Source organism: Zhouia amylolytica AD3 (assembly GCF_000511935.2).
In the GTDB taxonomy this organism is placed as follows: Bacteria; Bacteroidota; Bacteroidia; order Flavobacteriales; family Flavobacteriaceae; genus Zhouia; species Zhouia amylolytica.
Genome location: NZ_AYXY01000009.1, coordinates 16,871 through 39,710, shown reverse-complemented (window position 1 = coordinate 39,710; position 22,840 = coordinate 16,871). Strand labels below are relative to the sequence as shown.

At 35.3% G+C, this 22,840-nt stretch carries 23 protein-coding genes and 1 other RNA gene; 14 read left to right on the top strand and 10 right to left on the bottom strand.

Annotated features, from left to right (window positions below; genetic code table 11):
• Nucleotides 1-134 precede the first annotated feature (134 nt).
• From gcvT to P278_RS03405, 4 genes are all read left to right on the top strand, one after another.
• Complete coding sequence (gene gcvT, locus P278_RS03420; RefSeq protein WP_038262421.1) at nucleotides 135-1,220, top strand: glycine cleavage system aminomethyltransferase GcvT; 1,086 nt, start codon at nucleotides 135-137, stop codon at nucleotides 1,218-1,220.
• Nucleotides 1,221-1,347: 127 nt separating this feature from the next.
• A complete protein-coding gene (locus P278_RS03415; RefSeq protein WP_038262418.1) occupies nucleotides 1,348-2,175 on the top strand; it encodes a sugar nucleotide-binding protein in 828 nt (275 codons plus the stop codon).
• A gap of 205 nt (nucleotides 2,176-2,380) precedes the next feature.
• Complete coding sequence (locus tag P278_RS03410; protein WP_038262416.1) at nucleotides 2,381-2,668, top strand: 4a-hydroxytetrahydrobiopterin dehydratase; 288 nt, start codon at nucleotides 2,381-2,383, stop codon at nucleotides 2,666-2,668.
• A gap of 169 nt (nucleotides 2,669-2,837) precedes the next feature.
• A complete protein-coding gene (locus tag P278_RS03405; protein ID WP_038262414.1) occupies nucleotides 2,838-3,563 on the top strand; it encodes a YebC/PmpR family DNA-binding transcriptional regulator in 726 nt (241 codons plus the stop codon).
• 30 nt (nucleotides 3,564-3,593) lie between these two features.
• Here P278_RS03405 and P278_RS03400 read toward each other — a convergent pair whose 3' ends face one another.
• The 5 genes from P278_RS03400 to P278_RS03380 all read right to left on the bottom strand — a co-directional run bounded on the left by P278_RS03400 (nucleotide 3,594) and on the right by P278_RS03380 (nucleotide 6,897).
• Complete coding sequence (locus P278_RS03400; RefSeq protein WP_038262410.1) at nucleotides 3,594-4,136, bottom strand: 1-acyl-sn-glycerol-3-phosphate acyltransferase; 543 nt, start codon at nucleotides 4,134-4,136, stop codon at nucleotides 3,594-3,596.
• A 22-nt stretch (nucleotides 4,137-4,158) separates the two neighbouring features.
• Nucleotides 4,159-4,788, bottom strand: a complete 630-nt coding sequence (locus P278_RS03395) for a chloramphenicol acetyltransferase (protein WP_038262407.1) — start codon at nucleotides 4,786-4,788, stop codon at nucleotides 4,159-4,161.
• A complete protein-coding gene (locus P278_RS03390; protein ID WP_038262405.1) occupies nucleotides 4,788-5,486 on the bottom strand; it encodes an HAD family hydrolase in 699 nt (232 codons plus the stop codon). The genes P278_RS03395 and P278_RS03390 overlap by 1 nt, the downstream gene beginning before the upstream one ends.
• The gene (gene kdsB, locus P278_RS03385; protein WP_038262402.1) at nucleotides 5,477-6,205 is read right to left on the bottom strand and encodes a 3-deoxy-manno-octulosonate cytidylyltransferase; all 729 of its coding nucleotides are present in this window, start codon (nucleotides 6,203-6,205) and stop codon (nucleotides 5,477-5,479) included. The genes P278_RS03390 and kdsB overlap by 10 nt, the downstream gene beginning before the upstream one ends.
• A gap of 125 nt (nucleotides 6,206-6,330) precedes the next feature.
• Nucleotides 6,331-6,897: a DUF4126 domain-containing protein gene (locus P278_RS03380; RefSeq protein ID WP_038262400.1), complete on the bottom strand. Its 567-nt coding sequence runs from the start codon at nucleotides 6,895-6,897 to the stop codon at nucleotides 6,331-6,333.
• 183 nt (nucleotides 6,898-7,080) lie between these two features.
• On the opposite strand from P278_RS03380, the gene P278_RS03375 reads away from it, so the two are divergent.
• From P278_RS03375 to P278_RS03365, 3 genes are read left to right on the top strand one after another with little or no spacing between them, the layout of a single operon-like run.
• Nucleotides 7,081-7,692: a flavin reductase gene (locus P278_RS03375; RefSeq protein ID WP_038262398.1), complete on the top strand. Its 612-nt coding sequence runs from the start codon at nucleotides 7,081-7,083 to the stop codon at nucleotides 7,690-7,692.
• The gene (locus P278_RS03370; protein WP_038262396.1) at nucleotides 7,689-8,873 is read left to right on the top strand and encodes a M20 family metallopeptidase; all 1,185 of its coding nucleotides are present in this window, start codon (nucleotides 7,689-7,691) and stop codon (nucleotides 8,871-8,873) included. Before P278_RS03375 ends, P278_RS03370 begins: the two co-directional genes overlap by 4 nt.
• On the top strand, nucleotides 8,870-9,892 hold the full coding sequence (locus P278_RS03365) for a hypothetical protein (RefSeq protein ID WP_038262394.1): 1,023 nt from the start codon (nucleotides 8,870-8,872) through the stop codon (nucleotides 9,890-9,892). The genes P278_RS03370 and P278_RS03365 overlap by 4 nt, the downstream gene beginning before the upstream one ends.
• 10 nt (nucleotides 9,893-9,902) lie before the next feature.
• Here P278_RS03365 and P278_RS03360 read toward each other — a convergent pair whose 3' ends face one another.
• Nucleotides 9,903-11,327 (bottom strand): ATP-dependent DNA helicase, encoded by a 1,425-nt coding sequence (locus P278_RS03360; RefSeq protein WP_038262392.1) that lies wholly within the window; start codon nucleotides 11,325-11,327, stop codon nucleotides 9,903-9,905.
• A 117-nt stretch (nucleotides 11,328-11,444) separates the two neighbouring features.
• On the opposite strand from P278_RS03360, the gene P278_RS03355 reads away from it, so the two are divergent.
• The 5 genes from P278_RS03355 to P278_RS03335 all read left to right on the top strand — a co-directional run bounded on the left by P278_RS03355 (nucleotide 11,445) and on the right by P278_RS03335 (nucleotide 14,874).
• The gene (locus P278_RS03355) at nucleotides 11,445-12,095 is read left to right on the top strand and encodes a hypothetical protein (protein WP_038262391.1); all 651 of its coding nucleotides are present in this window, start codon (nucleotides 11,445-11,447) and stop codon (nucleotides 12,093-12,095) included.
• Entirely contained in the window at nucleotides 12,073-12,903 is an 831-nt protein-coding gene (locus tag P278_RS03350; RefSeq protein ID WP_038262387.1) for a DUF3822 family protein, read from the top strand. Before P278_RS03355 ends, P278_RS03350 begins: the two co-directional genes overlap by 23 nt.
• A complete protein-coding gene (locus P278_RS03345) occupies nucleotides 12,904-13,446 on the top strand; it encodes an RsmD family RNA methyltransferase (protein ID WP_038262385.1) in 543 nt (180 codons plus the stop codon). It abuts the gene before it with no gap.
• 153 nt (nucleotides 13,447-13,599) lie between these two features.
• Nucleotides 13,600-14,103: a nuclear transport factor 2 family protein gene (locus tag P278_RS03340; protein ID WP_038262382.1), complete on the top strand. Its 504-nt coding sequence runs from the start codon at nucleotides 13,600-13,602 to the stop codon at nucleotides 14,101-14,103.
• A gap of 18 nt (nucleotides 14,104-14,121) precedes the next feature.
• Entirely contained in the window at nucleotides 14,122-14,874 is a 753-nt protein-coding gene (locus tag P278_RS03335) for a hypothetical protein (protein ID WP_038262378.1), read from the top strand.
• A gap of 37 nt (nucleotides 14,875-14,911) precedes the next feature.
• Here P278_RS03335 and rnpB read toward each other — a convergent pair.
• Nucleotides 14,912-15,210, bottom strand: an RNA gene (gene rnpB / locus P278_RS03515) — RNase P RNA component class A.
• A gap of 272 nt (nucleotides 15,211-15,482) precedes the next feature.
• On the opposite strand from rnpB, the gene P278_RS03330 reads away from it, so the two are divergent.
• Entirely contained in the window at nucleotides 15,483-17,225 is a 1,743-nt protein-coding gene (locus P278_RS03330) for a DNA polymerase III subunit gamma/tau (protein WP_038262375.1), read from the top strand.
• On the opposite strand, the gene eboE is transcribed toward P278_RS03330, so the two are convergent.
• Nucleotides 17,226-18,425 (bottom strand): metabolite traffic protein EboE, encoded by a 1,200-nt coding sequence (gene eboE, locus P278_RS03325; protein WP_038262372.1) that lies wholly within the window; start codon nucleotides 18,423-18,425, stop codon nucleotides 17,226-17,228.
• A gap of 348 nt (nucleotides 18,426-18,773) precedes the next feature.
• Here eboE and miaE point away from each other — a divergent pair, with 348 nt between their 5' ends.
• On the top strand, nucleotides 18,774-19,355 hold the full coding sequence (miaE, locus tag P278_RS03320) for a tRNA-(ms[2]io[6]A)-hydroxylase (RefSeq protein WP_038262369.1): 582 nt from the start codon (nucleotides 18,774-18,776) through the stop codon (nucleotides 19,353-19,355).
• Between the two features lie 256 nt (nucleotides 19,356-19,611).
• Here miaE and P278_RS03315 read toward each other — a convergent pair whose 3' ends face one another.
• Complete coding sequence (locus tag P278_RS03315) at nucleotides 19,612-20,520, bottom strand: Ppx/GppA phosphatase family protein (RefSeq protein ID WP_038262366.1); 909 nt, start codon at nucleotides 20,518-20,520, stop codon at nucleotides 19,612-19,614.
• A 97-nt stretch (nucleotides 20,521-20,617) separates the two neighbouring features.
• Nucleotides 20,618-22,726 carry a polyphosphate kinase 1 gene (ppk1, locus tag P278_RS03310; RefSeq protein ID WP_038262365.1) on the bottom strand — a complete coding sequence of 703 codons (2,109 nt, stop codon included), beginning with the start codon at nucleotides 22,724-22,726 and terminating at the stop codon, nucleotides 20,618-20,620.
• Between the last annotated feature and the right edge of the window lie 114 nt (nucleotides 22,727-22,840).

Here is a 22,840-nt window from a genome sequence, read left to right as displayed (position 1 = left end):
GAAATCACTGCTTTTTCAGCAGTGTTTTTTTATTCTTCTCACTTTCCTTTAAAACTCCTTATTTTTTAAATAATTTAGCAGCCAAATACATAAATAACAGATCTATAATTGATAGAATAATCAAAATTAACTAAATGAAGAATACTGCTTTAACCGATGTACATATTGCTTTAGGAGCTAAAATGGTTCCTTTTGCTGGATATAACATGCCTGTTCAGTATGAGGGGGTAAACATTGAACATGAAACTGTAAGGAATGGTGTTGGTGTTTTTGACGTTAGTCATATGGGTGAGTTTTTAATTGAAGGGCCAAAAGCGCTAGACCTTATTCAAAAAGTAACTTCGAATGATGCTTCCAAATTAACTGTGGGTCGTGCTCAGTATTCATGTCTTCCTAATGAAAATGGTGGTATTGTAGACGATTTAATTATTTATAAGATGAAAGAAGAAAGCTACCTATTGGTGGTTAATGCTTCTAATATAGACAAAGACTGGAATTGGATTTCTAAATACAATGAAGAATTTGGTGCTGAAATGAAAAATCTTTCAGATGAATATTCATTACTGGCAATTCAAGGTCCTAAGGCTGTTGAAGCCATGCAATCGTTAACTGAGGTAGACCTTTCCGCTATTAAATTTTATCACTTTGCTGTCGACCAGTTTGCTGGAAGAGACAACGTTATTATCTCTGCTACAGGATATACTGGTAGTGGTGGTTTCGAAATCTATTGTAAAAATGAAGATGCTAAAGATGTCTGGGAAAAAGTTTTTGAAGCTGGTAAAGACTATGGCATTAAACCAATCGGATTGGCTGCACGCGACACTCTTCGTCTGGAAATGGGATATTGTTTATATGGCAATGATATTGACGACTCTACCTCACCTATTGAAGCTGGTTTGGGTTGGATTACCAAATTCACTAAAGATTTTGTAAATGCTGATGCCTTAAAAGCTCAAAAAGAAGCAGGTGCAGAAAGAAAATTAATCGCCTTCGAACTCACGGAAAGAGGGATACCCAGACAAGGATATGATATTGTAAATGAAGCTGGAAATATAGTAGGTAAAGTTACAAGCGGAACCCAATCCCCTTCTCTGGGAAAAGGAATCGGATTAGGGTATGTTCCAACTGAACTCTCTAAGGTTGATCAAACTATCAACATCCAAATCAGAAAAAAAGCAATTCCGGCTAAAGTTGTCAAGTTACCTTTTTATAAGAATTAACTTTATATTAAGTGAATTACTTTTTAAAAAACAACTGTAAAGATATCCGGGGAATTCGTTAAATTTCTCATAACACATACGATATAGACCCCGGTATTGTTATTTATAAGGTGCCGGGGTTTATTATATGAAAAAAAAGAAGTCTACTAGAATATTAATATTGGGAGCCAGTGGCTTTTTGGGACAAGCTCTATATAAAGAGCTCTGCCACTATTATGATACCTATGGAACCTATCACACCGGAAGGATATATTCAGACAACAAACATTATTTTCATTTTGACATTGAACACGATGACATCTATGATGTTTTAGAAAAAGTAAAACCTCAAGTAATTGTTTCAGCTTTAAGGGGTGATTTCGAAGCATTGATAGAAACCCATGAGGATATTACGGATTACATCCGACTTACCAAATGTAAAATATTCTTTTTCTCCTCTGCAAATGTTTTTGATGCCTTTAGTAATTATCCTTCCTATGAATACGACAAAACATTATCTCTTAGTAAATACGGCCGCTTAAAAATTAAGATTGAGAATATGTTAATGCGATTACCAGAAAACAAGTACGTAATAGCTCGGTTACCCATGGTTTTTGGTAGCACTTCACCTAGAGTAAAAGAGTTAAAATCTTCTATTCAACAAAAGGAACCTTATGAAGTTTTTCCAGACTTAATTATGAACGTTGCTTCTGTAGACAATATTACCAGGCAAATTCATTATATGATTAATCGCAAAAGAAAAGGAATATATCATTTAGGAAGTTATGATCTTGTTCATCATGATGAATTCGTAAAAGAAATGATTGAGAAACATGGATATGGAAATATCATTTACAAAAATGTATATACCTCTAATTTCGATCGTTATCTGGCTGTACTTCCTAAAGACAATAAACTTCCTAACTATTTACAATATTCATACAACGATGTCATTGATGAATATAAATCAATATAAAATATTTAGCCTTTTAAATGTTTAGCTTATACCTAAATATGGGGATTTCACCTATTATGAAAGTGTCTTCAATTCTTATTTAATGATTTTCAAATCACTAAAATACCTTGCTTAAAAACACTTCGTTGGACGAACTACAAAATCGATGTTTTTATTCTCATCAATTTGTTTAACTTTATCTTAATAACCAATTAAACTTAAAACCATGAGTATCCTTTCAGAAGACCTTATAAAAATCAAACTTCAGGAATTAGAGTATTGGGACTATATTGATGGTGCCTTACACACCTCCCTTGACTTTAAAAGTTTTAGAGATGCTTTTGCTATGATGACCAGAATTGCATTCGAGGCCGAAGCACAAAACCATCATCCGGATTGGAGCAACGTTTACAACAATCTTTCCATAAAACTTTTCACTCATGATGCAGGAGGAGTTACCGAAAAAGATATTAAAATGGCGACCTCAATTGAAAACATCATTAAAGGAGAGTAAATTTTATATAATCATCGGACATTATCTCAAAATCAAATACCAAAAACAGCGATGTAATTAATCCATTTCTACGCTTTTTTTAAAAATGCAGATTTTTTTTTCAATATTATTCGCATAATTTTCATTGAAGAAATTTTAATGTAATTTTGTTTTTAAATAACACTATTCTATGGGAAGAGCTTTCGAGTTTAGGAAAGAGAGAAAATTTAAACGTTGGGCCAGTATGGCAAAAACCTTTACGCGAATTGGTAAAGATATTGCCATGGCTGTTAAAGAAGGTGGCCCAAATCCGGAAACCAATTCCAGATTAAGAGCAGCAATTCAAAATGCAAAGGCTGCAAACATGCCTAAAGACAATGTTGAAAGAGCTATCAAAAGAGCTTCTGATAAGGACACTGATCATTATAAAGAAGTTTTATTTGAAGGGTATGCTCCACATGGTATTGCTGTTATAATTGAGACAGCTACAGATAACAACAACAGGACTGTAGCCAACGTTAGAAGTTATTTTAATAAATGTAATGGTACTTTGGGTACTTCCGGATCGGTGGAGTTTATGTTTGATCATAAATGCCATTTCAAAATTCCACAAGAAGGTATAGATCTGGAAGAACTAGAGTTGGACATGATTGATTTCGGAGTAGAAGAAATTTTTGCTGAAGATGATGGAATATTAATTTATGGACCATTTGAGAGTTTTGGAGCCATCCAAAAAGAACTGGAAGCAAGAGGTCTTGAAATCCTTTCCTCTGGCTTTGAGCGAATTCCTCAGGTTACTAAAGAATTATCGCAAGAAGACACTGCCGAAGTAGAAAAACTTATCGGATTAATAGAAGATGATGATGATGTACAAAACGTATATCACTCCATGTCATCTTCAACAGAAGATTCTTAAATTAAAAAAGCCGCAAAAAGCGGCTTTTTTTTATTCAAAACTGTTTTCAGGCACCTTACCCTTAACGCCTTTATAAAAATTCTTTATGATTGTAAAATCGGCTTCCTTATCCTCTGTCGGATAAAAAGGATTAGAAATCTTCACCTGTTTCTTTCCAAAATCTAAGGCTGTCATAACAATAGGCACATTTGCCTCTTTGGCAATATAGTAAAATCCTGTTTTCAACTTCTCTACTTTCTTTCGGGTACCTTCCGGAGCAATTGCCAACCTGAACTCATCGCGTTCCTTAAAAATTCTGGCAATACTCTCTACTTTATTTTGTCCGGAAGTTCTATCAAGCTCTGCTCCTCCTACCGCTTTAAAATACCAACCAAACGGCGGTTTAAAAAGTTCTTTTTTCGCAACAAAATTCATTTTAAAACCAGAAATACTTCGCACCAATACACCAATGTAAAAGTCATGCCAACTAGTATGCGGTATTACAATAATAACATACTTCTTAAGAGCTGGGAATTCACCTGAAATATTCCATTTCATTAGTTTAAAAAAAATGAATCTCGAAATTGCTCTCATAGGATACTTTTATCTTATTTGATTAAAACTCTTTATTTAAGTTTTTTTGAAAATACTCACAGAATAGACCTACATGATAACCATCCATTAACGCATGGTGAACATGAACCGATACAGGCATAAACATATTATCTTCTTTTTTATAAACCTTTCCGAAAGATATTTTTGGAATGGAATCACTGAACTTATAATTTCTGGCATGAGAAACAGCAGTAAATTTCACCCAGGGTATTGCAGAGAAATGAATCGTATTACTCGAATCATTGGCAGGAACCAAATCATTTGCTTTCCTTACCCTATCCACCTCCATTATAGCTTCCTCATAAAACCCCTTAAAATCATCCTTATAATCCATATAAGAAAACCCAAATGTTCCATTATCCCGATTAATTGTAGGTGAGGCATTAACTTTATCATATTCTAAAACCTCATCATCCTGAATTCTATGTTTGAATTCAGGGATATTATTTGCAGCTTCAAGAGCAGCGTATAAGTAATAGATAAAAAATGAATACGCTTCCTTTTTACAATGTTTATATGCATTGCTAACCTCTACCTCGAAAGTCAGCCCAAAAAAAGGCTCATCAAAATTTTTATAGAAATTAAAATGCGCTTTTCGATTCCAATTGGTGATGTCCAGTTTTTTAACCATTACAATATCTCCAGTACCTCTTTAATGTTGTTTACCTTTTTATATCCTCCATTATCATCCGCTTCATGCACCATTTCATGCACCCAAGTGGTATGAAAGGGAACATGAATTGCTTTCCCCCCAATATTAATAATAGGCAAAATATCAGACTTCAACGAGTTGCCAATCATTAAAAATTCTTCATGCTCAACCTCAAGATGTTCCAAAAGGTTGCTATAATTTGATTCTTTTTTGTCACTCAAAACTTCAATATGATGAAAGTACTCTGAGAGTCCGGACTTTTCAAGCTTTCGCTCTTGATCCAAAAGATCCCCTTTGGTTAGCAAAAGTAATCGATAGCTTTTACTCAGCTGTTTAAGAACCTCTTCTACACCATCTAATAACTCCACAGGTTTCTCTATCATTTCCTTCCCAAGATCAAGGATTTTAGAAATTGTATCCACGGCAATTTTCCCATTAGACAAGTCAATGGCACTTTCTATCATTGAAAGCACAAAACCTTTTACTCCATACCCATAGAGCGAAAGATTTTTCATCTCCATCTTGAATAATTCCTGATCAATTTTGTTTTCCGTTTCGTAGCTGGCAAGAAGTCTGGCAAATTTATGTTCTGTATCTCTAAAATAAGTTTCATTTACCCACAGGGTATCATCTGCGTCAAATCCAATTACCTTTATATTATCATATTTTATTTCCATACCTTCAATGCCTTTTCTAAATCCTCGGGGGTATCAATCTCTATTCCTGTTACTGAGGTTTCCACCATTTTTATTCTTTTACCATGCTCTAAAAACCTTATTGCTTCAATTTTTTCTGTTGCTTCTAAAGGCATCATCTTCATTTTCGGAAATTCAATCAAGGCCTGTTTTCTAAAAGCATATATTCCTTTATGCTTATAATATTTAGCTCCGGCTTCCTTATCTCTGGGATAAGGTATTGGTGATCTTGAAAAATAAAGAGCGAAATCCCGATTATCGACAATCACTTTTACATTGTTTGGATTGGAAATATCTTCCCAATCGGAAAGTGGTGTCATCAGGGATGCTAAATCTATTTCTTTATGATGATCATCATTAAAGACCTCCAACACCTTTCTTAGGCTTTCTTTTTCAGTAAAAGGTTCATCGCCTTGAACATTAACAACAATATCGACATCCATATTTTCAACTGCCTCAGCTATACGATCACTGCCACACTCGTGTTCTTTTAGGCTCATTATAGCTTTCCCTCCATTTGTTGTGATCTCTTCAAAAATAACATCACTGTCAGTTACCACATAAACATCATCAAAGAGCCTTGTTTTCAAGGTGGCTTCATATGTTCTAAGGATAACTGATTTCCCTCCTAAATCTTGCATTAATTTAGCCGGAAAGCGGGAGGCTGCATATCTGGCCGGTATCATTGAAATAATTTTCATCTATATATTTTTTTCTCATTCAGAATCGTTGAGAATTCCAAATACAATCAAGAACACTACATTTCAGTTATACAAATTTTTACTGAAACATTTAATCTTCAAAAATACAGCTTCTAAATGAAAAATCAATTTTTAGAAGTTTTGAACTTTTTCGAAATCTTATATAAAAAGTAAAGAATCATTAATACTATAATAAAGGAAACAACCGGTAAAAAAACAGATAGTAAAGACATCACTATTGATCCACCCGTTTCTATGGTTGCTACTACAGGATTTCCTAATCCCGCTGTTGAAGTTGATGAAGCTAATCGAGTCGTTGATGACATCCCTTTTATTGCCGATGCAGTACCTCCCCCTGCAATGATTGCCAACGACCAGGTAATTAGCGGATCTAAATCTGAAGCTGTTGATACCACAACTGCTGTTCCGGCAACAGCTGCGAGGGGGATTGCTATAGTATCCAGCAAATTATCAACAAAAGGAATATAATAGGCGAACACTTCAAACAACATGGCTACTCCTAAAGTAATAAATGCGGGAATTGAACTCAACCATTGCCAACTATCATTTAAATCCCAAACCCCTAAATACGAAACTAAACTAAGAACAAATAAAGGTAAAAACACCCTAAAGCCTACACTGGCCGCTAGTCCTATACCCAAACAAATACTAATTATAGTTTCTACGTTCATACTTAAACTTTAAGAACACCATCAATAAATATACTAATTATTTGAACAACGAAATAACTCATTTCTGATTAGAATAAGCCGCAACCTCCAAACGTAACACCAACAATAACACTAACCTACACATGATAATTATCAATCTTTTTCAGGTTGAAAATCAGTAATTTAAACTATTAATGTAGCGATATGAAATTAAACAAGAATCATAATTACGTTTCTTTGGATATTGGATTTCCAATTTGGGATAAAACTTTTATAGCAGCCCCGCTAGTAGTTATTGGAACCAAAGAAAATGATGGCTATGATATGGCTCCTAAACATATGATTACGCCATTGGGATTCCAAAATTATTTTGGTTTTGTATGTACGCCAAAGCATTCAACTTATAGAAATGTAAAAGTTTCCAAAACATTCACTGTAAGCTTCCTTTTACCTGAAAGCGTTACCATAGCCTCTTTATCGGCATTTCCAAGAGATCAAATCACGTCAAAATCAGAGAATATAATTAATGCTTTACCCACATTAAAATCTGACCATATTGACGCACTGATTCTAAAAGATTCTTATCTAAGGTTAGAATGTAAACTTTTTAAAATAATTGATGGTTTTGGAGAAAACAGTATAATCTCAGGAATAATAACTCATGCTTCGGTAAATGAGAACTACCTCATAGAATCCGAAAAAGACCAGCAATCTCAGCTAAAAGATCATGGCCTCCTGGTTTATATTGCACCTGGCAGGTTTGCAAAGGTTACAGAGACGTTTAACTTCCCTTTCCCTAAAGGCTTCAAACGATGAATTCAGTAAATCAAATAGTTGCTGAGATTAAAACCTTCTTAGATTCAAAGCAAGAAGAAGCCTTATCCTACCTAAAACTATTAGTAAAAACCGAATCTCCCACAGGTTCTAAACCAGCCATTGATAAGATTATGGAGCTACTAAGACAAGAATTAGAAGCGCTCGATTACTATACTTTTCGAAATCCGGGTAATAAATCCGGTGGATATTTATTTGCCCGACCAAAACAACGAAAAAAAAATATCCCCATTCAACTGCTCATTGGTCACTGTGATACCGTCTGGGGTCTAAACACTATTAAATCGATGCCAATGACCGACACCAGGGAAAAACTATCGGGACCTGGAGTTTATGATATGAAGGCTGGCTTAACACAAATAATATTCGCAATTAAAGCACTGCATCATTTAAAGTTGACTCCCTCAGTTACCCCGGTTATATTGATTAATTCAGACGAAGAAACAGGCAGTAAAGAATCAACTTCCATAATTAAAAAGCTAGCAATCATTGCTGACCGGGCCTATATTCTGGAACCACCTTTAGGATTACAGGGAAAATTAAAAACAGCTCGAAAAGGTATTGGAAGATTTACTTTAACAGTAAAAGGAAAGGCCGCACATGCGGGGCTTGAGCCTGAAAAAGGGGTGAATGCAATTGTCGAACTTTCTCATCAGATTCAAAAACTTTATGCTATGAATGATGCTGAAAAAGGCATTACAGTAAATGTAGGTACCATTACTGGTGGTATTTCTCCTAATGTGGTTGCTCCTGAAAGTACTGCTGTTATTGATGTTAGGGTACTCAATCAAAAGGATGGTAAATTTATTAGTGATAAAATTCACAGTTTAAAACCTACGATACCAGATACAACCCTGGAAATTCATGGTAAAATCGGAAGGCAACCTATGGAAAAAACGAAACGCAATGAAACCCTATGGAATTTGGCATTTTCAAAGGCCAAGCTTATGAATATGAACCTGGAGGATGCCACTGCTGGAGGAGGATCAGACGGAAATACCACAAGTTTATACACTGCTACTCTGGATGGACTTGGGACCACAGGAGATGGAGCACATGCTCAACATGAATTTATTTTAAAAGAAAAAATGATGGAGCGCACCTTACTACTAACCCTCCTCATTTTAGATAAACCGTTAAACCTAAAACCACTACAACGATGAACTCAACACATATATATACTTCCCTCACGAGAATCACTGATCTTTCCGAAAAAAATTATTCAGTAACAAAGCTTAATAAAGATCTTTGGGAAACCGGTGATTATGTAGCCTGTAAGATCATAGATATTGGAAAACCCTCTGCGCAGCTTGAACTAACAAATGGACGAATGAGGGGTGTAATGGGCGGAGAAGTGTTAATTGGAGCCCTGGGATTAAGGCATGCCACCTTAGAGGCCACAGGAAGTTGGAAAGAAGTTACTGATGATGGGATCATGCATGTTTTAACCTCCGGTGGTTTATTGGGTAAACTCACTTCCAGGTCCATGTTTATGAGTGCATTGATTACCATAGAATATCTTGGGCATCTCAGTCGCAACCATCATAAGATTGTGATGAATGATTTTATTAAACCCGTTTCCACAAAAGAGTTTAATATACCTGTTGTTTTATTTACCGGCACTTCAATGTCAGCTGGTAAAACAACTTCAGCTAGAATTGTAACCAAGATTTTCAAAGAAAATGGCTTAAAAGTTCTTGGAGCAAAAATAGCAGGAGCAGGACGCTATAAAGACATTTTAGCTATTAAAGATGTTGGTGCAGATACAATTATTGATTTTGTAGATGCAGGACTTCCCTCCTCTATTTGTGGATCTGGACTTTTTAAAGATAAAATGAATTATTTAAAAAGCCGGATGAGTCACGAAAATCCAGATGTCGCTGTTATAGAAATTGGAGCCTCTCCTTTAGAACCTTATAATGGTGAAATTGCATTTCAGGCAATTAAAAAGCATGTAAAATGCAATATTTTAAGTGCCTCAGACCCTTATGCCGTATATGGTTTAATGAAGGCATTTAATATGAAACCTGATATTGTTACAGGTATTTCAACCAATACACTGGGAGGAAGGGAGCTCGTTGAAAACCTATGCGATGTCACAGCTTTAAATCTTATGGATCCAAATACACAGCCTGACTTAAAACGAATATTGAATAATTTACTTAAGCTAAATTTAAAATAGATTATTATTCTTAATCCTCAAAAAACTCATTTTTAAAACCAATAAGATATAATCTATTCTTTGCTCTGGTTACGGCAGTATACAACCACCTTAAATAATCTTTATCTATCCCATTAGGCGCATAGGGCTGTTCAATAAAGACAGTATCCCACTGACCACCTTGACTTTTATGACAGGTAATAGCATACGAAAATTTAACCTGTAATGCATTAAAGTATTTATTATTCTTCACCTGTAAAAACTTTCGGTAATTGGAGGACTCATTCTGATAATCTTTCATTACCTCCTGATATAATCGATTAGAATCATCATAGGATAATGCAGGAGTTTCTGCAGTAATAGTATCAAGTAACAATACAGTTTCAAAGGGTTTCATATCAGGGTAATCAACCATCTGAACTTTAACTTCGGCAAACTTAAAGCCATACAACTCCTTAATAGCAAAAATTTCAAGGATTTCTATTATATCACCATTGGCAATAAAACCTGCCTTACTAGAGGCCTTAATCCAAAAATAGTTATTCTTGACTACCATAAGGAAATCACCTGCGGCCAGCTCATTTTCTAAAAACAAAATACGACCTCTAATTTGTTGATTATAAAGATTTGCCCTTTTATTTGATCTTACAATAATTGCCGTTTCTTCTTTACCATTTTCACTATAAGATTGATTAATGGCATCTTGAATTTCGTAACCATCAATCAGTCTGACGATATCAGAAAATCCATTTAAGTTAAACTTGAAATCATTATAAAAACCATTATCCATATGCTCTCTGAGGGCAGTTGCATTATAAAGAATTCCTGAATCGAGTTGTTGTCTCATTACTTCATTCAACTCCATTTTAATGACCTCTTTATTATAGTTAAGCGATAAAGTGTCTTCGCTAAGCGCAGGGCTTATTTCAAGATTAACCGGAGGTAACTGCGCTGTATCTCCTATGAGAACCAACTTACAGTTATGCCCGGAATACACATATTGAATAAGGTCATCTAACAAAGAACCATTTTCAAATAGTTTAGAATCTGTCGGAGCATCTGGGATCATGGAAGCTTCGTCCACGATAAAAATCGTATCCCTAAGCTTATTGGGAGCTAAAACAAAACGAATACCATCACCTTTAGATTTCTTCGGAAAATATATATGTTTATGAATGGTGTAAGCTGTTATTTGAGAATAGCTGGTAATAACCTTTGCCGCTCTTCCGGTTGGAGCTAACAAAACCACCTTTTTCATGGTGTGCCACAAATTTTTAACAATAGCTGCAATGATTGTTGTTTTTCCAGTTCCTGCATATCCCTTCAATAAAAACACCCCATTCTTGTCTGTAGAAAAGATAAACTCAGAGAGTTGCTGAAGCACAACACTTTGAACATGAGTGGGTTCATGAGGGAATTTTTCCTTTAACAGTTTATAAAATTTAATTGCATTCATAAAGAAAGGGTTTGTGAGCCAAAGTTAGGGATGATTTTTAAGGGCAAATACTTTTGTGAATAAAAAAAAATTGTAGATTTGCGTTAACCGCTCACAAAAATTAACTTAATAAAAAAGATGAAGACCGTATTAAAAATTGTTTTTTGGTTGTTAAGCTTCTTTTTTGCTTACATGATTTATAATTCAATCAATGGACCAATAAAATTTGAAAAAGTAAAAAAGAAACGTTACGCTGACGTAATTGCAAAATTAAAAGATATTAGAAACGCTGAGGAAGCCTATCTCACAGTAAATGGAAGTTATACGGGCAGCTTTGATAAATTAATTCAATTTGTTGACACTGCTAAATTCACCATAACTCAGCAAAGAGATTCATCTTACATGGCATACGACGAAACATATCGTATCGATATGCTTAAAGAGGTTGTGATCATTGATACCCTGGGAACTAAATCTGTAAAAGACTCTTTATTCAAAAATTCTGACAGATACAAAACTTTAATGAATGTTCCTCATGCTGCTAATAATGAGAAATTCGACCTTAAGGTTGATGTATTAGAACAGAGTGGATATCAAGCTTCTGTATTTGAAGCAAAAGTAGCTAAGAGTGTAGTATTACACGATCAGCCTAAAGATCTTGTTACAAAAGAAAGTCAAGTGATTTCAGTTGATGATATTAACGGACCTGAAATTATTGTTGGATCATTAAGTGAAGTTAGTACCAGTGGTAACTGGCCTACAATTTATGACTCTAAGAAAGACAAATAATATACTTACCACAACTTATAAAGAACTGTCCATTCAGGTTAGCTTGAGTGGACTTTCTTTTTGTATCCTTGATACGCTACACAAGACTATTGAAAGCTTAGCCCATAAGTCTTTTGAGCAAATTTCCTCCCCTGAAGAACTAATTGATCAATTAGATCCCTTCATTCAGGAACACAAACTCAGCGAAACAGCTTACGACAAAATAACGCTTATTCATAATAATGAGCTTTCTTCGTTCGTCCCAAAAGATTTATTTAATGAAAATCATTTAGCTAATTATTTAAAATACAATGTCAAAATATTAGCGACTGATTTTATTGCTTACGATGAGCTTAAAACTGCTTCAATGGTAAACGTTTATGTCCCTTTTACTAACGTAAACAACTTTATCTTTGACAGCATAGGAGAATTTGAATTTAAGCATACTGCCTCAATTTTAGTGGAGAACCTATTACATAAAGCTCCTAAAACTTTGGACTCAGTTATGTTTGTGAACGTACATAACGGTCATTTTGAAATTGTCATTTCAAAAAATTCTAAATTAATTCTCTATAACAGATATACCTATCAAACAAAAGAAGATTTCATTTACTACATTCTTTTCACGGCTGAGCAGCTTCAATTAAATCCGGCGCATTTTACGCTATACCTTCTGGGAGACATCCAAAAAGACAGCGAGTTATTTGATATAACTTATAAATATATAAAATATGTTGAGTTCGGAAATAGCTATATTGACTATACTATAAACGATAGTCTTGCACCGATAGCTAATCATAGACACTTTATACTTCTCAATAGTTTTTAGATGCGAATTATTTCAGGTAAACATAAAGGAAAAAGACTAATAGCTCCTAAGAAGCTTCCCGTACGTCCAACTACCGATTTTGCGAAAGAAGCCTTATTCAATATTCTAAATAATCATTATTATTTTGATGAGCTCACCGTTTTAGACCTTTTCGCCGGCACAGGAAATATCAGTTATGAATTTGCCAGTAGAGGAGCGATACACATAACCAGCGTCGATGGGAATTCTGGTTGCATTCAGTTTATCAGCAAAACGGCCAGAGAACTCGACTTTCCAATAAGACCCATTAAGAGTGATGTTTATAGATTCTTAGAAAAAACAAGTGAAAAAGCAGACATCATTTTTGCTGACCCGCCATACAACTTCCCTACTGAAGAATTTGCCAGAATTTCAGAATTAGTGTTTTCAAAGAACTTACTTTCGGAAGATGGTATGCTCATCATAGAGCACTCTAAACATACTGATTTGAGCCAACTTCCTAATTTCAGTTATTTAAAATCATATGGCGGCAGTACATTTAGTTTCTTTGAACTTCCCGCTTAAAGCCTAATAATACCAAGAGCAAAAAAATAGCATATATTATTTATTTTCAGTATCTTAGACATAGTCTAACTAACTGATTCTACCCCATGGTATTTCTACCATAAACGGTACTTCTTTCTGCTAGAATTTTATTAAAACCAAACAACAACTATTATGAAAACTATTCATGTGTTCGTAGTCATGTTTGTTTTATTACTGGCATGCGAACAAGAACCAAAACAATATTTCAGCAGTGCGCCTGAAATAGATCTTGCAAAATCCAATACCGAAAGTTATTATTCAGGAAATTGGGAAGCCTTTAGGGCTAATTACGTCGATACTGCAAAAATATATCACAATAGCACAGAAGCTATTACAGTAGACGAAATGATCATGCGCTTCAAAGATGGACTAAAGGACGTATCCACCTACAGTTCTAAAGATTCTATTTATTATGAAATGATTGTTGAAGATGATGGTGACCACTGGATTAATATGTGGGCTACCTGGAGCGCAACTTTCAAAAACACAGGTGAGAAAGTTGAAGTTCCTTATCATATCACCGCAATGATCAAAGACGGCAAAATAATTAAAGAATTTGGGTATTGGAATCATTTACCTATATATCAGGCATTAAAAAAATCCAGAATGCAAATGGACACCACTAACACGAATTAATCAAACCACTTTATAATCATGAAAAAGCTAATCATTTTATTAATCATTATGCTTCCTTTTTCTTCAATTGCACAAAATGGAAGCACTGTTGAAACTTATCGAATACACGAGGATATAGTAATCCCTAATATGGCCATTACTTACGAGAATGCCATAAAAGAACTGGTAAGCAATTTAAAAAAACATAATATTCCGGATGCTAAGTGGCTCTCTGTGGCAACGAATGATTTCAGGTATCTTCATGTAACCAAAATTGATAAGATGGCGGATATGGATCGAAATACATTCGCTACATTATCTGAAAAAATGGGAGAAAATGCCCTGAATGAACTGTTTCACAGAATCAATAAATGTTATGACGAGCACGGCGGTTATATCCTTCATCTCGATCACGAACTATCATATATGCCGGATGGTATGACCCAGACTCCTGAAGGGCAACCATACAGAAGATTCTATTATTGGCAAATTAAACCATCTGATGTTGAAAAAGCCACTGCATTAGCCAAAGAGATTAAAGCCATGTATAAGAATAAAGGCATAAAACAACATTACCGTCTGTATCGAAGTGGGTTTGGTAATATGAAAACGTACTTCATGGTTGCAGTAGCTGCCAAAGATGCCATTAGTTTTGAGCAACAGGATGCTGAGACGATGAGATTAATGGGGGAAGAAGGAAAAGCACTTTTTGAGAAGGTGATGCAAACGGCAATTCATTTCGAAGAAGTTAGTGGTTATATACGGAGCGATCTTTCTTATATGCCGCAATAAAAAAATCCCTCTGAGAGGGATTTTTAATTTAATTCACAAAAAAAGCAGACCTGTAAGCCGGATTCTGTCGAGTCTTATCATTTATCTGAACTTTTTGTTACCAAAAAGCTTTAACCGCCTACCCTCCAACATTGGACGCGCGATCCTCAAGCGCTGGTTTACTTGGCGTTGCACCACATAGAGTTTACCTGATTTCACTACAGCCTTACCTGTACATTCTTTCTGTTGCACTGGTCCTATCTACCGAAGTAGATGACGGGTGTTACCCGCTATGCCGCGCTATGGTGTCCGGACTTTCCTCCATCTCAATGAGACAGCGATAAGATAGTCTGCGACACAAAGGTACTTCTTTTTTGGACTTATTAATTTAAATTTCAGGAATTGGTTTAAAGTATTCTCAATGACCATTCAGAAAAGTATCGGGGTAATATCAATCTCTTTTATAAATTTAATTAATAAGCCACAATTACTAAACTTTTCAAGTCTTTTCCGATGTTAATAACTTATGGTAAAATATGGATTGGAATTATTAAATTTTGGATTCAATTTTTAACTTTGTTTCTCGTTGAAAAACCTCATTTTACGGGTTCAATAAATTACAATCAAAGTTGGAACATTTTATAGTATCGGCTAGAAAATATCGCCCCAAAACATTCAAGGATGTTGTTGGACAACAAGCGATTACGAACACACTCAAAAACGCCATAGAACATAATCATTTAGCTCAGGCTTTATTATTTTGTGGTCCAAGAGGGGTTGGTAAAACGACTTGTGCCCGTATTCTGGCAAAGATGATCAATCAAGATGGCTCTCAAAGTGAAGACGAAGATTTTGCTTTTAACATTTTTGAGCTCGATGCTGCCTCCAACAACTCTGTAGATGATATCCGTAATTTAATTGATCAGGTTCGAATTCCGCCACAAGTAGGAAAGTACAAGGTTTATATCATCGATGAGGTGCATATGTTATCTCAGGCTGCCTTTAATGCTTTTTTAAAGACGCTGGAAGAACCGCCAAAGCATGCTATATTTATTCTTGCTACTACTGAAAAACACAAGATCATTCCTACTATTCTTTCACGTTGCCAGATATTTGATTTTAAACGAATAACGGTTACAGACGCCAAGGAATATTTAAGATATATAGCTGAAAATCAAGGCATACAGGCAGAAGATGATGCTTTACATATCATTGCCCAAAAGGCAGATGGTGCTATGCGGGATGCGCTGTCAATTTTTGACAGAGTAGTAAGTTTTTCAGGAACAACCTTAACGAGACAAGCTGTAACCGAAAACCTAAATGTTTTAGACTACGATACTTATTTCAAGGTTACTGATTATATATTATCTAATAATATTCCGGAATTACTAATTCAGTTTAACGAGTCACTTTCTCATGGTTTTGATGGCCACCATTTTATAGCCGGACTTGCCTCGCATTTCAGAGACCTGATGGTTTGTAAGAATCAAGCCACCATTGAGCTCCTTGAAGTTGGTGAAGAGGCAAAACAAAAGTATTTAGAGCAAAGCCAAAAAACCTCCATTCCGTTTTTGATGCAATGCATCAAACTAACCAACGAGTGTGATCTGAATTACAAGACCAGTAAAAATCAGCGACTGCTGGTGGAACTTTGCTTAATGGAACTTGCCTCTATCAATTTTGATGGAGAAAAAAAAAATGGTAAACGTTTCATAATTCCAGCAACTTACTTCCACAGTACTGAACCTGAGGTCCTTGAAAAAAGATTAGATCACGAAAAACCTTCAGCAACTACTACTCAGGTTACATCTTCTGATGAAACTACGTCTAACGTTTCCGAAGTTTCGACGGCTACAGTAACAGAAAAGGCAACAAAGCCTGCTCCTAAAATAAAATTAAAAAATCTCGACAAAAAAGTTTCCGGACTATCTCTATCCAGTATAAAAGCAAAAAAGGAGCACGAGTTAAAGAAACAGGATGTTGTTGTTGATGAGGAAAACTTACCAAGCGATCCATTTGAGGAATCAACCTTACAGGAATACTGGAAAAAATATGTGTTGAAAATCGACAAAGAAGGGAAAAAACTTTTAGCGTCTTCATTATCATCTGATATTCCAAAGTTAAAAGAAGATTTCACTATTAGTATTGAGTTACCTAATGATACTATGAAAAAAGAGGTAGAACGGGATCAATATCCGTTAATGACCTACCTGAAAAAGAAACTAAACAATTATGATCTCAAGCTTCATATCGTTGTAAATGAAGTTGCGGCCAAACAATATGCTTTTACTCCACAGGAAAAGTATCAGAAATTAGTTGAAAAGAATCCTCATGTAGAGACACTTCGAAAGTCTTTTGACCTCGATTTTTAATCAACTCTTCAGTTGTTCTTTCACCCAACACAATTCCCGAACAATAGAACCTTTTAAATCTTTTCGTAAATCCTCAGGTAATATTTCCCAGGTATAAGTTTCAACTTCAATATGATCGGTAATAGATTGCTCTTTAAGACACTTGATCACTTTTATGAGTTGATCCTGTGTTGAATTCAGTGCGCCGAATTTATCTATAAAAACAGGAACATGGAATTGTGCCCTAATTTCATTAATCAATTGCTTCTTGTTTAAAATCATATGAAAGTCATGATATTTCACTACCTGATCCCCTATTTTTTCACGAACCTGATGTAAAAAATCTGAATTTTTTAGTGCGAACAAATTCTGAATAATCAAATCGTTCCTGTGCTCTTCAAAAACGACTTTCAAAGCGGAGCTCAACTGTACTTTACCCACTTTGATTCCTGTTTGCTTAAACCTTTTGAAAGTTAGTTCTGGTTCTTCATAAACTAATGAGAAGTGACACACGTCATAACATATGTTGATATAACGATAAACCATATATTCGGCTATTTCTTCACTGGTCTTTAATTTTTTTACCAGGTAATTAACAGCTATAGGTGCTAAATATCCTCTAAAAAAGTCGATAACCTCATTACTATTTTCAATAAGTGTATCTGGCTCCGGTTCGAGATCTAAATGAATATATTTCCCGGTTTTAAGCTCAACTTTATATAATTCCAGGATGGTTTTAGCCAGATTTTTGGCAGAGGATTTATAACTATTCTCCAACAAAGCATCTGAAGTATGCCAGTGTTTATAGCTCAACGGAGAGGTAGTTATACTACCATTCATATTTTCAGGCAATAAGAGTGCCAGTTGCGCAATGAGTCTCTTGGTATATTTAAACCGCTCTTTGGTGGTCCAATCTGGTAAATGCACAGCATCTTTTATAGCGGAATATGCTTCGCCACCATACAGATAACCATTAATCGTATGAACATAAAGGTTGTTTGATTCCAACCATTCTTTAAAAAAAATGAGATTATAATTTTTATTGAGTTCTTGACTGGCTAAATTAGTCAGAGTTAAACCTATACCAAAAGGTTTGTCTTCAGAAATACTGGATTTAATCGAAGGTATATACTCGGCCAGATTCTTAAAGGTACCCTTCCACCCTTCTCCAGGATGAATATTGGTGCTATAAGACAAATGATATTTATCGTTAATTAGCATTCGAAATGTTTTTGGTTCGTATTCTATTTAATTTTAAACAATACTTTTACATATCATTTTTTGCCTAACCAAATACAAATCATAAGTAAGCCTAAAATATAATTGAGCAATCGATATTCAATAATCTCAATTACATTTTGCTACTAATCAATCAAGACAGGGGAATTCGTTATTGCGAGTATTGGCTAAAATGTTTTTAAAAACATTATTTTTGCCTTATTATATGGTGCTAAGGTAAGTTTTGATGAAGCTCGGAGGTTTAAATCCTCGATAAAGAAATATATTTATCGATATAAAACTCTCAGCATAAGAACTTTAAAAACATTTTAATTAAAATCACACATAACAATGCTCGGTTTAAAACTTCCAACAGATCCCCGCTGGGTAAATATTGTCGAGAAGAATATTGAAGAAATTTTAACAGATCATGCCTATTGCGAACAAAAGGCAACCAGTACAGCTATATCACTAATTGTACAGTTTCCCGAATACACCGAATTGGTACAGGAGATGACTGCCTTGGTAAAAGAAGAAATCAGTCATTTTAAAATGGTTCACGACAAAATTATAGCGCGCGGATGGGTTTTGGGTAGAGATCGTAAAGATGAATACGTAAACCGCTTGATGAAATTTTTCCCTAAAGGAGGAAACAGAACCACTCAATTAGTACATAGGTTGTTATATGCTGCGCTTATCGAAGCGAGAAGTTGTGAACGTTTCCGCCTACTATCCGAAGAACTTAACGATCGGGAACTCTCTGAGTTTTATAGAAACCTTATGGCCAGTGAGGCAAACCACTATACCATGTTTTTAGGTTTTGCCCGCAAGTATGGGGATCGTGAAGAAGTAGACCAAAAATGGCAAGACTTATTGGAGTTTGAAGCTAAAATCATGCAAGTACTGGGCAAAGATGCAACCATGCATGGTTAAACGGCTTTAAATGAGAATGAAAGTTTAAATCACCATAACCATACTATACTTTATCACTTCCCTGGCAATATTAGTTGAGTGACACGTTCATTTACAAATGCTTATAACATCAAAAAGCTTGAAAGGAATCGGTTAGGTATAAAAATTAAAAGAGGCGATCTCCCTGCAGTTTTACACTGCTTAAGATCGCCTCTTTCTATTTAGCTTTTAGTACAATTGGTATCTCAATGTTTTTGGATCTGCTAAAATTAATTGACTACAATAGTGCCAATTCCTTATCCTTCTCCAAACTATACAGCAGTTTTATTATACCATCTGATAGTCCTATTTTAGGTACATGTATTTTTTTGGCACCACTCCATTTTGAGGCATTCAGGTAAATTCGGGTTGCCGGAATAATCACATCCGCCCTATCGGGATTCAATCCTAATTCGGAAATACGCTCTTCATAGCTTAATTCTTTCAGGAACTGATACTGAGCATTTAAAAAGATATACGAAAGAGGTGTTCCCGGTTTACGTCCACTCATTTTAAACAGTTTATTGATATTACCTCCGGAACCTATTATTTCTACCTTCTTATAATCCTTCGTATTCTTTTTAATCCATTTTTCTATATCCCTCCAGATTTCTTCCGTGATCATTTCATTTAACAGGCGAACTGTCCCTATTTTATACGATTTGGAGGCCAACACTCGCCCTTGGTTGAAAATAGTAAACTCTGTACTCCCTCCTCCTACATCTACATAAAGGTATGTTTTATCTTTTTCTATCAATAAATGAAGGTCGGTTGAGGCAATAATGGCTGCTTCCTTTTTACCATCTATAATTTCAATTTCAATTCCTGATTTTTGTTGAATGGCTTCGACCAGTTCATTTCCATTGTTAGCTTCTCGCATAGCTGACGTTGCACAAGCCATATATTTTTCGACATTGTGCACCTTCATTAACAGCTTAAAAGCCTTCATAGCCTCCACCATTCGGGTAGCATTGTTTTTTGATATCTCTCCGACAGTAAAAGAATCCTGTCCTAAACGAATAGGCACCCTCACCAAAGAGCTCTTTTTAAATTGCGTTTCTTTACCCTCGTCTTCAATAACGTTATGTATTAATAATCTAATAGCATTCGATCCTATATCTATGGCGGCAAATTTTCGGATTTTCATTCGCTTACAATTTTATTTATTGAAATTAAGCTTTAACACTTAATTCATTCGGGTCTTAATTTTCATTTCTATTTTAGAAGATACAATATATCTTTTATCAGTTCTCTATATGAGTCATTTTTTTTAAATAATACTCATAGGTAGCGACTTGCGATCTCACCTTCACCATTTTGTTGGATCGATATGCATTATCTTGTTTTATAGAGTGTACTCTGGCTTTTACATTATCACTCCAACTGATATTAAAGGTGTCTATCAGCTCTTGTTTTATATCTTCATCATATATCGGGCATCCGACCTCAACCCGGTAATCTAAATTACGGGTCATCCAATCGGCTGAAGAAATATACACTTTCGGATCACCTCCATTGCCAAAGATAAACAATCTGGGGTGCTCTAAATATTTATCAACGATACTGATGGCTTCTATATTATCACTCAGGCCTTCAATTCCCGGAACCAAACAGCAGGTTCCTCTAACGATAAGTTGAATTTTCACACCGGCCTGACTGGCTTCATAAAGTCGGTCGACCATTTTGTAACTGGTAAAACTATTCATCTTTACTTTGATGAATGCTTCCTTACCTGCTTTTGCATTATCGATCTCCTGCTTAATTAATTTCGAGAATACACTTTTGGTATAGTGCGGCGAAACAATCAGATGTTTGTATTTATGAACTTTGTAATTGGTATCGAAGAAATTAAACACTTTCGCAACCTCCTTTAAGATGGGTTGGTTCGCTGTAAACAGTGTATAGTCGGTATACAATTTTGCTGTAGACTCATTAAAATTTCCTGTACTAATAAACCCATAGCGCATAAGTTTTCCTGCATCTTCTCGTTCTATCAGGCATATTTTAGAGTGCACTTTTAGCCCTTGCACCCCGAATATAAGCTTTATTCCTTCTTGCTGTAATTGTTCAGCATATTGAATATTAGCTTCTTCATCAAACCGGGCCTGTAACTCAATTTGTACCGTTACCTCTTTACCATTCTTTACCGCATTAATTAAGGAGCTGGCTATTTGGGAGTTTTCAGCAAGACGGTAAACAGTAATCTTAATCGCTTTAACTTTTGGGTCTAAGGCTGCTTCCCTTAACAACCTGATGATATACGAGAAGGTATGGTAAGGTGCATAAAGCAGGTAATCCTTTTTACCTATTTGTTCCAGCAAACTACCTTCCATACTCAATCCAACAATGGGTAGTGGCGGATATCGCTTATACATTAAATCGGTTCTACCCAAACTTGGAAAGTTCATAAAATCGCGACGGTTGTGATAGCGTCCTCCGGGAATCACACTATCGGTTTCTTCGATTCCCATTTTATCTTTAAGAAACTTGAGTGTATCTTTTTCAATGTGATCATCGTATACAAAGCGTACCGGCTCACTTATTCTTCGATCACGTACGCTGGAGGAAATTTTTTCAATAAAACTCTTCGACAAATCATTATCGATATCCAGTTCGGCATCACGGGTAATTTTTATCATGTGTGCCGATAGCGATTCATAGTCAAAGATGCTGAATATACTTCCGAGGTTGTACCGAATAAGGTCATCCAGGAAAATAATATAACTTTTATCACCCTCATTGGGTAATACCACAAACCTGTCAACCGTGCGTGGTATTTCGATAAGAGCGTATTGCACTTCATTGGTTACATTGGTGAAAAATCGTCCGACTCCTTTGGCTTCACTTTTAGTTTTCATAACCATTTTAACAGCCAGATAACCTGCACTGTCCTTTAGGAGCGGTATTTTATCGAGGTCATTTAAAATGATGGTGACTAAGGCGGGGCTAACTTTCTCTAAGAAGTAGCTCTTTAGAAATTCACCTTGTCTTTGAGTCACATCCTTTTCATTAATCATATAGATATTCTCTTCGATCAACAGCGATTCTATACGTCTTAAAATTGACAGACTCTCCGATTGTTGCTTGATTACTATCTGAGTGATTTCATCCAGGAGTTCCTTGGCGTTTGCCCCACCCAATACACTCTTACCTGTTTTACCGGCTTGGGCGATTCGTTTTACCGTAGCATAACGAACTTTAAAAAACTCATCGAGATTATTGGAAAATATACCTACAAAACGAAGTCTGTCAATTAAAGGAACAGACTCATCAGCAGCCTCTTGCAGTACGCGCGCATTAAATTGCAACCAGCTTATTTCCCGGTTTACATATTGTTTCTGTACTGTATTCATATATAATAAGTGAATTCTATCTATGACTTGATATTGTTAGTTGGATTGATCTATTAACAGGATAATGCCCTAGAAAATCTATTGCGCTTTAAAGTTAACAGATTAATGTTGATG